Annotated in this window: 16 protein-coding genes; 11 read left to right on the top strand and 5 right to left on the bottom strand. The window is 41.3% G+C overall.

Translation table 11 applies throughout. The annotated features are described in order from the left end of the window. Nucleotides 1-42: 42 nt before the first annotated feature. Nucleotides 43-873: an NAD(P)-binding domain-containing protein gene (locus tag EDC44_RS02775; RefSeq protein ID WP_131975156.1), complete on the top strand. Its 831-nt coding sequence runs from the start codon at nucleotides 43-45 to the stop codon at nucleotides 871-873. 89 nt (nucleotides 874-962) lie between these two features. Then, on the top strand, nucleotides 963-2,297 hold the full coding sequence (gene argG, locus EDC44_RS02770) for an argininosuccinate synthase (RefSeq protein ID WP_131975154.1): 1,335 nt from the start codon (nucleotides 963-965) through the stop codon (nucleotides 2,295-2,297). A gap of 131 nt (nucleotides 2,298-2,428) precedes the next feature. Here argG and rpmG read toward each other — a convergent pair whose 3' ends face one another. From rpmG to radC, 3 genes are all read right to left on the bottom strand, one after another. Then, nucleotides 2,429-2,599, bottom strand: coding sequence for a 50S ribosomal protein L33 (gene rpmG / locus EDC44_RS02765; RefSeq protein ID WP_005613503.1), 171 nt, complete (start codon nucleotides 2,597-2,599; stop codon nucleotides 2,429-2,431). An 11-nt stretch (nucleotides 2,600-2,610) separates the two neighbouring features. Then, a complete protein-coding gene (rpmB, locus tag EDC44_RS02760; RefSeq protein WP_131975152.1) occupies nucleotides 2,611-2,847 on the bottom strand; it encodes a 50S ribosomal protein L28 in 237 nt (78 codons plus the stop codon). Between the two features lie 196 nt (nucleotides 2,848-3,043). Further along, nucleotides 3,044-3,706 (bottom strand): RadC family protein, encoded by a 663-nt coding sequence (gene radC, locus EDC44_RS02755; protein WP_243647885.1) that lies wholly within the window; start codon nucleotides 3,704-3,706, stop codon nucleotides 3,044-3,046. 196 nt (nucleotides 3,707-3,902) lie between these two features. Here radC and coaBC point away from each other — a divergent pair, with 196 nt between their 5' ends. From coaBC to crp, 5 genes are read left to right on the top strand one after another with little or no spacing between them, the layout of a single operon-like run. Next, on the top strand, nucleotides 3,903-5,114 hold the full coding sequence (gene coaBC / locus EDC44_RS02750; RefSeq protein WP_424276061.1) for a bifunctional phosphopantothenoylcysteine decarboxylase/phosphopantothenate--cysteine ligase CoaBC: 1,212 nt from the start codon (nucleotides 3,903-3,905) through the stop codon (nucleotides 5,112-5,114). Next, nucleotides 5,101-5,556 (top strand): dUTP diphosphatase, encoded by a 456-nt coding sequence (gene dut / locus EDC44_RS02745; RefSeq protein WP_131975150.1) that lies wholly within the window; start codon nucleotides 5,101-5,103, stop codon nucleotides 5,554-5,556. Before coaBC ends, dut begins: the two co-directional genes overlap by 14 nt. Before the next feature lie 9 nt (nucleotides 5,557-5,565). After that, nucleotides 5,566-6,204, top strand: a complete 639-nt coding sequence (slmA, locus tag EDC44_RS02740) for a nucleoid occlusion factor SlmA (RefSeq protein WP_131975148.1) — start codon at nucleotides 5,566-5,568, stop codon at nucleotides 6,202-6,204. Nucleotides 6,205-6,245: 41 nt separating this feature from the next. Beyond that, entirely contained in the window at nucleotides 6,246-6,464 is a 219-nt protein-coding gene (locus EDC44_RS02735) for a YheU family protein (protein ID WP_131975146.1), read from the top strand. A gap of 24 nt (nucleotides 6,465-6,488) precedes the next feature. Next, nucleotides 6,489-7,142, top strand: a complete 654-nt coding sequence (gene crp / locus EDC44_RS02730) for a cAMP-activated global transcriptional regulator CRP (RefSeq protein ID WP_131975375.1) — start codon at nucleotides 6,489-6,491, stop codon at nucleotides 7,140-7,142. Nucleotides 7,143-7,172: 30 nt separating this feature from the next. Here the strand turns inward: crp and EDC44_RS02725 are convergent, their stop codons facing one another. Beyond that, nucleotides 7,173-7,904 (bottom strand): glycosyltransferase, encoded by a 732-nt coding sequence (locus tag EDC44_RS02725; RefSeq protein WP_131975144.1) that lies wholly within the window; start codon nucleotides 7,902-7,904, stop codon nucleotides 7,173-7,175. Next, the gene (locus EDC44_RS02720; RefSeq protein WP_131975142.1) at nucleotides 7,894-9,489 is read right to left on the bottom strand and encodes a glycosyltransferase family 2 protein; all 1,596 of its coding nucleotides are present in this window, start codon (nucleotides 9,487-9,489) and stop codon (nucleotides 7,894-7,896) included. The genes EDC44_RS02725 and EDC44_RS02720 overlap by 11 nt, the downstream gene beginning before the upstream one ends. A gap of 126 nt (nucleotides 9,490-9,615) precedes the next feature. Here EDC44_RS02720 and rfaD point away from each other — a divergent pair, with 126 nt between their 5' ends. The 4 genes from rfaD (at nucleotide 9,616) to glmU (ending at nucleotide 14,111) form a co-directional block, all read left to right on the top strand. Continuing rightward, nucleotides 9,616-10,545 (top strand): ADP-glyceromanno-heptose 6-epimerase, encoded by a 930-nt coding sequence (rfaD, locus tag EDC44_RS02715; RefSeq protein ID WP_131975140.1) that lies wholly within the window; start codon nucleotides 9,616-9,618, stop codon nucleotides 10,543-10,545. Between the two features lie 83 nt (nucleotides 10,546-10,628). Next, nucleotides 10,629-11,666, top strand: coding sequence for a lipopolysaccharide heptosyltransferase II (gene waaF / locus EDC44_RS02710; protein WP_131975138.1), 1,038 nt, complete (start codon nucleotides 10,629-10,631; stop codon nucleotides 11,664-11,666). Between the two features lie 89 nt (nucleotides 11,667-11,755). Further along, complete coding sequence (gene rfaC / locus EDC44_RS02705) at nucleotides 11,756-12,724, top strand: lipopolysaccharide heptosyltransferase RfaC (RefSeq protein ID WP_131975136.1); 969 nt, start codon at nucleotides 11,756-11,758, stop codon at nucleotides 12,722-12,724. A 16-nt stretch (nucleotides 12,725-12,740) separates the two neighbouring features. Further along, complete coding sequence (gene glmU / locus EDC44_RS02700) at nucleotides 12,741-14,111, top strand: bifunctional UDP-N-acetylglucosamine diphosphorylase/glucosamine-1-phosphate N-acetyltransferase GlmU (protein ID WP_131975134.1); 1,371 nt, start codon at nucleotides 12,741-12,743, stop codon at nucleotides 14,109-14,111. The last annotated feature ends 145 nt before the right edge of the window (nucleotides 14,112-14,256 follow it).

Genomic DNA, 14,256 nt, shown 5'->3' with positions numbered 1-14,256 from the left:
GTGGGTTTCGCCCTAGGTGAAAGTTAAAAAGGACTATTTAAAATGAAATCAGTGGCAGTTGTGGGATTAGGTTGGCTTGGCTTGCCGATGGCCCGGCTTTTGCAACATGCGGGTTGGGATGTAAAAGGCAGCAAACGCACGCATGAGGGTGTGGAACAAATGCGGTTGCTGCGATTGGAAACCTATCACCTTGAACTTACACCGGAAATTAATGCGGATCCCGATGATTTGGCCGTATTGTTTGATGTGGATGCTTTAGTGATCAATATTCCACCCAGCCAATATTTCTTTGATGCCCGGCAATATAAAGCCGGTGTGGAAAATGTGGTAAAAGAAGCCTTGCTGCACAATATTAATCATTTGATTTTTATCAGTTCCACATCGGTGTTTGCCCAAGTCAGCGGGCGGTTTGATGAAAAATCCATTCCCGTTCCCCAAGGTGAAACCGCAAAAGCCTTATATGAAACCGAACAATGGCTGCAACAATTGGCGGATATCGACTGCGATATTCTGCGTTTAGGCGGATTAATCGGCCAAGACCGCCACCCCATTCATTCTCTGGCAGGCAAAACCGATATTTCGCTGGGTAATCAGCCGGTGAATTTAGTGCATATTGATGATGTGATCCGAGCGGTGGAAGTGTTGCTGGAAACCCCAAGCGGTAAGCGGTTATATCATTTGGTTGCCGCCGAACACCCGATCCGTGCGGATTATTACACCCGCACAGCCGAAAAACTCGGCGTAAACCCACCGCACTTTATCTGCTCCCCGCAAGATCCGCAACGAGTAATCTTAGGAGATAAAATCGCTCAGGAATTGGATTTTGTTTATCAATATCCTGATCCGGATTCGATGCTACCAACAATAAAATAGACAAACTAAATCATAAGTGCGGTGGACTTTTTACGAGTTTTCACCGATAATAGAGCGATTTTATGCAAACGATTACTATAGGATCTACTATGTCAAACACTATTTTACAACATCTGCCGAAAGGTCAAAAAGTAGGTATCGCATTTTCAGGCGGTTTGGATACCAGTGCGGCATTATTATGGATGCGTCAAAAAGGTGCCGTGCCTTATGCGTACACCGCAAATTTAGGTCAACCGGATGAGGACGATTACAATGCGATTCCGCGTAAAGCAATGGAATACGGTGCGGAAAATGCCCGTTTAATTGATTGCCGCAAACAATTGGCACATGAAGGTATCGCGGCCATTCAATGCGGTGCGTTCCATATTTCTACCGGCGGTGTAACTTATTTCAACACCACGCCATTGGGTCGCGCTGTGACCGGTACAATGCTGGTTGCCGCCATGAAAGAAGATGATGTAAATATCTGGGGCGACGGTTCAACCTTTAAAGGTAACGATATCGAGCGTTTTTATCGTTACGGTTTATTAACCAATCCGGCACTTAAAATCTACAAACCTTGGTTGGACGATCAATTTATTGATGAATTGGGCGGGCGTTTTGAAATGTCGCAATTTTTAATCGCCAACGGTTTTGACTACAAAATGTCCGTAGAAAAAGCCTACTCAACCGATTCAAATATGTTAGGTGCAACCCACGAAGCGAAAGATTTGGAAGAACTCAGCACCGGCATCAAAATCGTGAAACCGATTATGGGCGTTGCATTCTGGGACGAAAGCGTTGAAATCAAACCGGAAGTGGTGACCGTACGTTTTGAAGAAGGCGTACCGGTGGCATTAAACGGCAAAGTTTTCAGCGATCAAGTGGAACTGTTCCTTGAAGCCAACCGTATCGGCGGCCGCCATGGCTTAGGAATGTCCGATCAAATCGAAAATCGTATCATCGAAGCGAAATCCCGTGGTATCTATGAAGCACCGGGAATGGCGTTGTTCCATATCGCTTATGAACGCTTAGTGACAGGTATCCACAACGAAGATACTATCGAACAATACCGCATCAACGGTTTGCGTTTAGGTCGTTTATTATACCAAGGCCGTTGGTTTGATCCGCAAGCGTTAATGTTGCGCGAATCAACACAACGCTGGGTAGCGAAAGCCATTACCGGCGAAGTAACCTTAGAATTACGTCGCGGTAATGATTATTCTATCTTAAACACCGAATCACCAAACTTAACTTATGCTGCGGAGCGTTTGAGTATGGAAAAAGTAGAAGACGCACCGTTCGATCCAATAGACCGTATCGGTCAATTAACCATGCGTAACTTGGATATTGTAGATACCCGTCACAAACTTGGCGTGTACTCACAAGCGGGCTTGATTACAACGGCGAAAGACAGCGTTGTACCACAACTTGAAGATAAATAATAAAATTTTAAAAAAATAAACCGCACTTTTAACTGATAGCTTAAAAGTGCGGTTTATTTTTGGAAAATTTTTCTGTTTGATAATAAAAAACCCGACAATCATCGGGTTTCTTTAATCTGCTCAAAATCAAATTATTTGATTTTTGCTTCTTTATAGATAACGTGTTTACGCACTACCGGATCAAATTTTTTGATTTCCATTTTTTCAGGCATATTACGTTTGTTTTTATCAGTTGTGTAGAAGTGACCGGTTTCTGCAGTAGAAACTAAACGGATTTTCTCACGAGCACCTTTTGCTGCCATTTGTTAGCTCCTTAGATTTTATCGCCACGAGCACGGATATCAGCTAAAACTGCATCGATGCCTTTTTTATCGATAATACGCATACCTTTCGCAGTTAAGCGTAAAGTTACGAAACGGTTTTCACTTTCAACCCAGAAACGGTGAGTGTGAAGGTTCGGTAAAAAGCGACGACGAGTCGCATTCAATGCGTGCGAACGGTTGTTACCAACTGCCGGACGCTTGCCTGTTACTTGACAGACTCTAGACATTTTTTATTCTCCAATAATTAATATAAAGGGCGTAGCCCTCGCTCGAGCTTCGCGGTTCGGGCTATCGAAAGGCTCAACACTTATCGACACCTCGTCAGGCATTCACCCGACCCGCAACTATTATCTATAGTAAAGGTCGCAAATTATACTGATTTTGTCCGTTTGACTCAAGTAAAAAATCAATTTAATTGTTAATTTATAGACAATCGTTCTCTGAAAAAGAGAAATATTCGCCTTTTCCGATGATAAAATGATCCAAAATCCGCACATCGATCAATTTACAGGCCTGTTTGATCTTTTGAGTTATTGCATGATCCGAACTGCTGGGTTTGGAAACACCGGAAGGATGGTTATGTGCTAAAATCACGGCTGCGGCATTACAATAGAGAGCCGTTTTCACAATTTCTCGAGGATGTACGGAGGCAACGTTAACCGTTCCTAAAAACATTTCTTCTTGTTTGATTAGACGGTGCTGATTATCTAAAAATAACACCATAAATATTTCTCGTTCACGCTGCTCCAATTCGGTTTGTAAATATAAACGCACCACTTCCGGACTGTTAAACAGATGAACCATTTTTATTTGTTGTGCCAAATAACGTTTAGTCATTTCCGTACATGCCTGTAATTGAATAAATTGTGTAATGCCGATCCCTTTCACAGCACAGAATTGTTGTTGATCCGCAGAAAGTAATGCCCGCAGTGAACCAAAGGCGTCGAGCACTTGTTGCGAGAGTTGCATAACAGGGCAATTTTTAATTCCCGTGCGTAAAAAGATTGCTAAGAGCTCCTGATCGGTTAAGGCTTCTGCACCATATCGGAGTAATTTCTCCCGGGGCATTAATTCAGTTTGTTCCATGATAAATTTCCTTGTCAGATTTTCTCCTTTGAGCGGAGAGAGTGCGCTCTCTATTATTTTTAATGTCATGTTATTTTCCTAAAGTGCGGTATGAATTTTGTTTGTTTTTGGAAGTGGGATCACAAAAATCCATTTTTTATTGCACAAAATTACAGTAAAATAACCGCACTTTTGATTGGACTGGCGAGAAATAACAATGCAAGGAAAACGAATTGTCGTGGGTATAACCGGTGGTATTGCGGCCTATAAAACCATTGAACTGATCCGTTTGCTGCGTAAAAGCGGTGCGGAAGTGCGAGTCGTGTTGACACCTGCCGGCAAAGAATTTGTCACACCGCTAACTTTGCAAGCGATTTCAGGTAATGCCGTGTCGGAAACTTTACTGGATACCCAGGCAGAATTAGGGATGGGACATATCGAATTGGCAAAATGGGCGGATATGTTGGTGGTTGCTCCGGCAACAGCGGATTTTATCGCCCGTCTTAATGCGGGAATGGCCAATGATTTACTTTCGACCATTTGCCTTGCGACTGCATCACCGATTTTATTGGCACCCGCAATGAATCAGCAAATGTATCGTCAGTCTGTCACTCAGCAAAATTTAGCGGCATTAAAAGCCCGTGGAATGTTGACTATCGGCCCTAATTCTGGTGAACAAGCCTGCGGCGATGTTGGGGCGGGCAGAATGGCGGAACCGGCGGAAATTTTTACCGCACTTTCTGATTATTTCACCCAATCGCAGGATTTAATCGGTTTAAATGTGGCGATCACAGCGGGGCCGACCCGCGAAGCCATTGATCCTGTGCGTTATATTTCCAATCATAGTTCAGGCAAAATGGGCTTTGCCATTGCAGGAGCCTTTGCGGAACGTGGTGCGAATGTAACGCTGATTGCCGGACCGGTCAATTTAGCAACACCGCAAAAGGTGAAGCGAATCAATGTGATTTCCGCACAGGATATGTGGCAGGCAGCACTTGAAAGTGCGGTGAAAAATCAGATTTTTATCGGCTGTGCCGCTGTGGCAGATTATCGTGTGGCTGAAATTGCCGAACAAAAAATGAAAAAATCCGGTGATGAGATCAATCTTACCTTAGTGAAAAATCCCGATATTATTGCGGATATCGGCCATTTGTCACAACATAGGCCGTTTACCGTAGGGTTTGCCGCCGAAACACAGCATCTGGAACAATATGCTAAAGACAAATTGGTGCGTAAAAATTTAGATTTAATCTGCGCAAATGATGTATCATCTGCAACACAAGGGATGAATGCCGACCAGAATGCATTACAGCTGTTTTGGCAAAACGGTAGTAAACATTTATCGCTTAACGATAAAAATTTATTAGGTAAACAACTGGTTACTGAAATCGTAAAACAATATAACGAGTATAAAAATGAAAAAAATTGATGTTAAAATTTTAGACCACCGTATCGGTACGGATTTCCCGCTGCCCGCTTATGCCACGAATGGTTCTGCCGGCTTGGATTTACGGGCTTTAATTGATGAATCTTTTGAATTACAACCGGGAGAAACCAAATTAATTCCTACCGGTTTATCTATTTATATTGCCGATCCGAATTTGGCCGCAGTGATTTTACCCCGTTCCGGTTTAGGTCATAAACACGGTATTGTGTTAGGTAATTTAGTAGGCTTAATCGATTCTGATTATCAAGGTCCGTTAATGGTTTCTATGTGGAATCGCAGTGATACGGCATTTAAAGTAGAAGTGGGTGATCGTATCGCACAATTAGTGTTTGTGCCGGTGGTGCAAGCCGAATTTAATATTGTAGAAGAATTTACTGCTACCGAACGAGGTGAAGGCGGTTTTGGTCATTCGGGAAAACAATAATTAGTTACTATGTCTGATAAACAAGTCATTAATCAAGCTGTCAATCCGAGCAAACCCATTGAAAAACGCAGCAAAAAAGAACGTCAACAACAGGTGTTGACGGTGTTGGCTCATATGTTGCATTCCGAGCGGGGAATGGAACGCGCTACGACGGCACGTTTGGCGGAAGCGGTGGGCGTTTCCGAAGCGGCGTTATATCGCTATTTTCCCAGCAAAACCAAAATGTTCGAAGCTTTGATTGATACTATTGAAGCCAATTTATTTACCCGTATCAATCATTCTATGAAAATGGAAACCAACACGCAAAACCGAGTGCGGGATATTATGCAAATGGTGTTGGATTTTGCCCGTAAAAATCCGGGTTTAACCCGCGTGTTGACTGGTCATGCTTTAATGTTTGAAGATGCGGCTTTAAGAACGCGGGTCGGGCAATTTTTTGATCGCTTGGAAATGCAGTTTATCAATATTCTGCAAATGCGGAAATTACGTGAAGGTAAAGCTTTTGCAGTGGAAGAACGCGTTATTGCCGCTCATTTAGTGACTATCTGCGAAGGGCAGTTTATGCGTTATGTTCGTTCAAACTTCCGCGTTTCCGCTTCTCAGGGCTTTGAGCAGCAATGGCGGTTTATCGAGCCGCTATTTATATAACGGTAATAGTTGCAAAAAGTTTAAATTTAAGGTAAAAAAGAATGCTTATTCCGTGGCAGGATTTAGAACAGGAAACCTTGATCAACATTGTGGATTCTTTTATCTTACGAGAAGGTACAGATTATGGTGTGGAAGAATATAGCTTAACGGAAAAGCGTCAACAATTGTTGGATGGTATTAAGCAAGGACGTGTGGTGATCGTTTGGTCTGAATTACACGAATCAATAGATCTTAAAAGTAAAGATGAATTCTTAAAATAACGTTTTAAGGAATGGATTATGGATATGGAAGAACAAGGACTACAAACACAAAGCACAGCGGCACAAGCACCGGATCCGACTTTGGATTGGTTCTTATCACATTGCCATATTCATAAATACCCACCGAAAACGACATTAATTTATGCCGGTGAAAAAGCGGATACCCTTTATTATTTGATCAAAGGTTCCGTAACCGTATTAATTAAAGATGATGAAGGCAAGGAAATGATTTTATCTTACCTTAATCAAGGGGATTTCTTCGGTGAAATCGGTTTATTTGAAGAAACTAAACGTACCGCTTGGGTGAAGGCGAAAACTTCTTGCGAAGTGGCGGAGGTTTCTTATAAGAAATTTAAGCAACTTATTCAAATTAACCCTGAAATTTTGATGTATTTAACCGCACAATTAGCCAATCGTTTACAAAATACCTCAAAACAGGTGACCAATTTGGCTTTCCTTGATGTTGCAGGCCGTATTGCTCAAACATTAATGCACTTGGCTCAACAGCCGGAAGCTATGACTCATCCGGAAGGTATGCAAATTAAAATCACCCGTCAAGAAATCGGACAAATGGTCGGGTGTTCCAGAGAAACCGTCGGACGAATTTTAAAAATGCTGGAAGATCAGCATTTGATTTCGGCACATGGTAAAACTATCGTGGTGTATGGGACGAGATAGATAAAAGCGATCACGAAGATCGCTTTTTTGTTATTTGAATAAATTTAACAGTTTGACTTTAATGCGTTTCATTAATTGATCAAGTTTTAACTTAAGCATTGTGTTTTTATTTTTCTTACTAAAATGCACTCGCCGTTTATCACCGATATGCATTACAGCGGGTTCTTTCAAAAATACCATTGCAAATCCTTTTTCTTGATAAAAATCCGATAAGACTTTTTCAAATGGTTGGTTGGCCAAAGGCTCATATAAACCAAATAATGCCATATCCGATTTTCGACGTAATCCCGGATTAAAGGTAAATACTTCATTTTTAGCCTGATAAAAATGTTCTTGTTGCTGCGAAATATAATCCTGTTCAGTAAAGAAATCCGTACCATAGTCCGATTTAGGGCGTAATCCTACGATAAGAATATTTTTATCTTCTTCTAATAAATCTAATGATTTTTCAATAAAACCTTTTGCAAAGAAATGCCAATCGTCTTCACAATGGAAAATATATGTTGTATCCACTTCTTTATAGGCTTTATCAATGGATCTTAATTGCCCCAAACGTTGATTATTAATGATCAGTTGAAAGTTTTGATCTTTATATTTTGCAACCAGTTTTGTTAATTTATTACCCTCATTACTATCCTCCGTGATAATAATTTTATGAATCGGGTAAGTGTTATAAGCAAAAAAGCTGTCTAATGTTTCTTCCAATAAATCAAAACGTCCGGCACTGGTGATTACAACGGTAACATCTTTATTATTTGACATTAAAATCTCCATTTTTATTAATAATTTGTTGTACGCCATTGTTACAACAGATTAACTTTTCTTCCACAGCCTGTTTAAGTAATTTGTCATTTTCAGGCAGGGCATCGCGTTCGGCTTCATGATGATAAAGATGATAGGCTATTGCAGCAAATTTAAGGTTGGCTCGTTTACCGCCGTTATTATAAAAACGAGCGACAAATTCGCTGTCTTCACGCCCCCAACCAACAAAATCACTATTAAAGCCGTTAATTGCAAGTGCATCTTCACGGAAAAATGCCATGTTGCAACCGCGGATAGCGTTATATTTATGTTTCATTTCTTTGGAAAAAATGACCGCACTTAAGAGTGGGATATGTAATGCGGACAAGCGTTTTTCCAGGCGTTTTTCTAGGCCTTTTTCATACCAATATAAATAGTGATAAGTACCGGGTTCGGCAAGAAGTGCATCAGTTTTTTCCGGTGTTAAAATAACTCTGCTAGCTTGCACAAATAAGCCTTTGCGGGCTGCTTTTTTATGGTCTGCAATAAATAACGGGTGCAACACCATATCACCGTCAATAATCACAATATAATCAGACTTCGCCATAGCTAAGGCTCGATTGCGGGATTCTGCCAATCGAAAACCGTTGTCCGGCTGCCAGGCATGTTTGACTTTAAAAGGCAAATCTTGTTGGCAAAAACGTTCGATGACTTGTTTGGTTTCAGCGGTGGAACCGTCATCGGCAATAATCACTTCTTGTGGAAATACTTTTTGCGCCAATACGGATGTCAACACTGCTTCCAAGGCATCAGGACGATTATAAGTGGTGATAATTAAAGCGGTTGTCAATGTTTGGTTTGCTTCCGCCAATTTAATGTATTTGTAATAAGAACCGCAAGCATTGGCAAACGAAATCACAAAACCGTCTGCTCCTGAAAGCACCCCGCGTTTTAAGAAATAATTTTTGAAAAAGGCAGACATGCCATGGGTAATAGCAGAAAATACCGAAGCTTTTTTGCGGAATTTTTGTTGTTGTGCAAATAAAGTCGTGTATTGCTGCATTTTATTGATCAAGCCTTCCGCGCCGTCGAAGGAATAATGCAAAAAGGTATTATTTAGGCGGGTGACTTCAATGTTATCCGATAATATTAAGGATTCGTGTACCTGTTTATCGTTAAATTTTACCGCACTTTTATGGTATAAACGCAACACGTAGTCAGGATACCAACCGCAAGTTTTAATTAATCGGCCGCGATAATGATTTAAGCGAGAAATGGCATAAACTTTATTATGTTGAGATAAATCAAGATGACGGATTTCATCGACTAGTTCTTCGGAAAACACTTCATCACTATCTACATTAATTACCCATTCATGAGTTGCAAATTTCGCAGCTAGATTTTTCATCGGTCCAAAACCGATAAAAGGATGATAATGAATTTTTACATTGGTAAAGGTTTTTGCAATCTCCAAAGTAGCATCCGTCGATCCGTTATCCAACACAATAATTTCCGCAAAATCCTGCAATGATACCAAACTACGAGACAAATAACGCTCGGCATTTTTTACCAACATTGTGACACTAATGGGCAACGGTGTATTCATTATATTATTCCTTGATTATTGATTGCGTGAAGACTATTGTACATTTATCGATAAAAATTTGCGATACACATAACAGCTAAAATCCATTACAATAAACAAAATCTATTTATTGAAAAGGATACAACTATGATTATTGTAACAGGCGGTGCAGGGTTTATCGGTAGTAATATCGTCAAGGCCTTAAATGAAATGGGGCGCAAAGATATTTTAGTGGTGGATAATCTCAAAGACGGTACGAAATTCATTAACTTAGTGGATTTGGATATTGCGGATTATTGCGATAAAGAAGATTTTATTGCATCCATTATTGCCGGTGATGATTTTGGTCATATTGATGCGGTGTTCCATCAAGGAGCTTGTTCGGCGACGACCGAGTGGGACGGTAAATATATTATGCAAAATAACTACGAATATTCCAAAGAGTTATTGCATTATTGTTTAGATCGTGAAATTCCGTTTTTCTACGCATCCAGTGCGGCCACTTATGGGGATAAAACCGAGTTTGTGGAAGAGCGTCAGTTTGAAGGCCCGTTAAATGTCTATGGCTATTCCAAATTCTTATTTGATCAATATGTGCGTGAAATTTTACCGCACGCCAAATCACCGATTTGCGGTTTCAAATATTTCAATGTGTATGGTCCGCGTGAACAGCATAAAGGCTCAATGGCAAGCGTGGCGTTTCATTTAAATAATCAGATTTTAAAAGGCGAGAATCCGAAATTATTTGCCGGCAGTGAACATTTCCTACGTGATTTTGTTTATGTCGGCGATGTGGCGCAAGTGAATTTATGGGCGTGGAAAAACGGCATTTCCGGAATTTATAACTGTGGCACAGGCAAAGCGGAGTCCTTTGAAGAAGTGGCAAAAGCAGTGGTCAATTTCCACGGTAAAGGTCATATTGAAACCATTCCGTTCCCGCAACATTTAAAAGCCCGTTATCAGGAATACACTCAAGCGAATTTAACCAAGTTGCGTGCGGCGGGTTATGACAAGCCGTTTAAAACCGTTGCGGAAGGTGTCGCGGAATATATGGCGTGGTTGAATAAAGATTTTTGATTTCAATACGTTTCAGGAAAGTGCGGTGATTTTTACCGCACTTTCTTTTAATTTCAATAGTGTTTAATTAAACAGGCAATTTTATGAATATTTTAGTGATTGGTCCGTCTTGGGTTGGCGATATGATGATGTCGCACAGTTTATATCAAACTCTGAAACAGCAATATCCCGACTGCCATATTGATGTAATGGCACCGAATTGGTGTAAGCCTTTATTGGAACGGATGTTGGAAGTCCGTCAGGCAATTACAATGCCCATTGGTCACGGTTCTTTTGCCTTGGGTGAACGTTATAAACTCGGTAAATCGCTGCGTAATCAATATGATATGGCGATTGTACTGCCTAATTCATTGAAATCTGCATTTATCCCGTTATTTGCCAAAATTCCTGTACGTCGCGGTTGGAAAGGGGAAAGCCGTTATTTTCTGCTCAATGATTTGCGCAGCAATAAAGCGGATTATCCGATGATGGTACAACGCTATGCGGCACTGGGTTATGAAAAAAGTGCGGTGCCGAATGCCGAAGATTTAGCGATCCCTACACCTTATTTTACCACCAATGCGAATGATATTGCTGAAACCAAACAAGCCTTTGCTAAACAGCTACTATTAGCGGAAAATCGTCCGGCCATTGGCTTTTGCTCCGGTGCGGAATTTGGTCCGGCAAAACGCTGGCCCCATTATCATTATGCTAAATTGGCTGAAATATTGATTACTCAAGGTTATGCTGTACGGTTATTCGGTTCGCAAAAAGATAATGAAACGGGCGAGCAAATTCGTTTAAGTCTGCCGGAAAATTTACAGCCATACTGCACTAATCTATCAGGGCAAACTACGTTAAACCAAGTGGTTGATCTCATCGCCGATTGTACTGCAGTTGTCAGTAATGACAGCGGGTTAATGCACATTGCTGCGGCATTAGGTCGTCCGCTGGTGGCATTATACGGCCCGACCAGCCCGCAATATACCCCGCCGTTATCCGATAAAGCGGTGATTATCCGCCTAATCGAAGGCGGACTGATTAAAATCCGCAGAGGCACGGATAGCAGTGAAGGCTATCACCAAAGTTTGATCGATATTCAACCGGAAAAAGTATTGCAGGAATTATTCACAATCCTTTGACAGCGTTGTTTATCCCTTCGGGGTCATTGCTAAAGCAATGTTCAAAAACTAAAGTTTTTGTGACCGCACTTTTGACATAATAAGTAATAATGAAAATCTGCCTGATTAAAACTTCATCAATGGGCGATGTACTGCATACACTGCCTGCACTGACCGATGCTCAGCAAGCGATACCTGATTTGCAAGTAGATTGGGTGGTGGAACCGTATTTTGCGGAAATTCCCCTTTGGCATCTCGCAGTGAATCAAATTATTCCTATTGCGTTACGCCGTTGGCGGAAATCGCCTTTTTCCGCTCAAACCAGAAATGAATGGAAAACCTACCGCACTTTATTACAACAAAATCAATATGATGCAGTGATTGATGCACAAGGCTTAATCAAAAGTGCCTTTTTTGCCACCCGTTTGGCTCAAGGAGTGAAACACGGCTACGATAAACATTCCATTCGTGAACCTTGGGCCGCTTGGTGGTATGACAAAAAATATGCCATTAGCTACCAACAACACGCCGTTGAACGGGTTCGTCAACTATTTGCCCAAGCATTGAATTATCCGTTACCACAAATCCAAGGGAATTATGGTATCGCCGAGCATTTTCAAATAGAAAAAAATGTTCTAAATAATAATGTACATTTTGTATTATTTTTTCATGGAACCACTAGAACCGATAAATTTTGGTCGGACGATCATTGGCGAAAATTAGCGGAAAAACTTACCGCACTTGGCGTACAAGTGCGAGTGCCTTGGTATTCGGACAGCGAGAAACAAAGAGCGGAAATGATTGTCAAAGAGTTGGATAATGCGGTGATCTTGCCGCTAATGAACATTAGCGAACTGGCTCAACAAATTGCACAAAGCAAAGCGGTGGTGTCGGTAGATACGGGAATGGCACATTTAACCGCAGCCTTGGATAAACCGAATATTACTTTATACGGCGCGACAGATCCGCGATTAGTGGGCACTTATGGTAAACATCAAATTCATTTGAAAGCGGATTCAATGGCGGAAATTTCCGTAGAATCCGTTTGGGAGCAGTTTATAATCAACAATATTTTTTAAAACAATGAGAAAAATTATGACAAACAAAAATTTAAGTGTAGTAATTTTAGCGGCAGGCAAAGGCACGCGGATGTATTCCGATTTACCGAAAGTATTGCACAATATTGCAGGAAAACCCATGGTTAAACACGTGATTGACACGGCGAAATCTTTGAACGCCACCAATATTCATCTGATTTACGGACACGGAGCGGAATTATTGCAACAGCGTTTAAAAGATGAACCGGTGAACTGGGTGTTCCAAGCGGAACAGTTAGGTACAGGGCATGCAATGCAACAAGCCGCACCGTTTTTCAAAGATGATGAAAATATCGTGATGTTGTATGGTGATACTCCGCTCATTACCAAAGAAACTTTGGAAAAATTAATTGCGACAAAACCGGAAAACGGCATTGCGTTATTAACGGTGAATTTAGACAATCCGACGGGTTATGGTCGTATTTTGCGTGAAAATGGTGCCGTGGTTGGCATTGTAGAACAAAAAGATGCAAACCCTGACCAATTAAAAATTACCGAAGTGAACAGCGGCGTTATGGTGTCGGACGGTGCGAGTTTAAAAAAATGGCTTGGTCGTTTGGATAATAACAACGCACAAGGCGAATATTATATGACGGATGTTATCGGCTTGGCGAATCGGGACGGTTTTAAAGTCAGTGCGGTGCAAGCTACCGAATTTATGGAAGTGGAAGGGGCGAACAATCGCTTGCAATTAGCAAATTTAGAGCGTTTTTACCAAACCAAACAAGCCGAAAAATTATTGTTAGCAGGCGTTACTTTAATTGATCCTGCACGTTTTGATTTACGCGGTGAACTAACCCACGGCAAGGATGTTGAAATTGATGTAAACGTGATTATTGAAGGAAAAGTGCGGTTAGGAAATCAAGTGAAAATCGGTACAGGTTGCGTACTGAAAAACTGCGAGATCGGGGATGGTGTAGAAATCAAGCCTTATTCCGTGATTGAAGATGCTATCGTCGGCGAAAAAGCGCTTATCGGCCCGTTCTCCCGTTTACGTCCGGGGGCAGAATTAGCGGCAGAAACCCATGTGGGTAACTTCGTAGAAATTAAAAAAGCCGTGGTAGGCAAAGGTTCTAAAGTCAATCACTTGACCTATGTGGGCGATGCGGAAATCGGTAGCAACTGCAATATCGGTGCGGGCGTGATTACTTGTAATTACGACGGTGCCAATAAATTCAAAACCGTGATCGGCGATAATGTATTTGTGGGATCTGATACCCAACTTGTAGCACCGGTAACGGTCGAAAATGGTGCGACAATCGGTGCCGGTTCGACGATTACCAAAGATGTGCGGGCGGATGAATTAGTGATTACCCGCGTACCACAACGACATATCAGTGGTTGGGAACGTCCGACAAAACAAAAATAATTTGTTATAAGATAAAAAAACGGCATCAAATGATGCCGTTTTTCAGACCGCTGACAAACCCACCTTTTCAAAATAATTTGATAAAAGTGGGTTTATCTTTTTACTTTTTTCACCTTTCTCTTGATATTCCCTTTCAGATAACCAC

Origin of the sequence: Cricetibacter osteomyelitidis (assembly GCF_004340985.1) — a bacterium.
Lineage (GTDB): Bacteria > Pseudomonadota > Gammaproteobacteria > Enterobacterales > Pasteurellaceae > Cricetibacter > Cricetibacter osteomyelitidis.
This window is presented reverse-complemented; position numbering and strand designations above follow the sequence as displayed.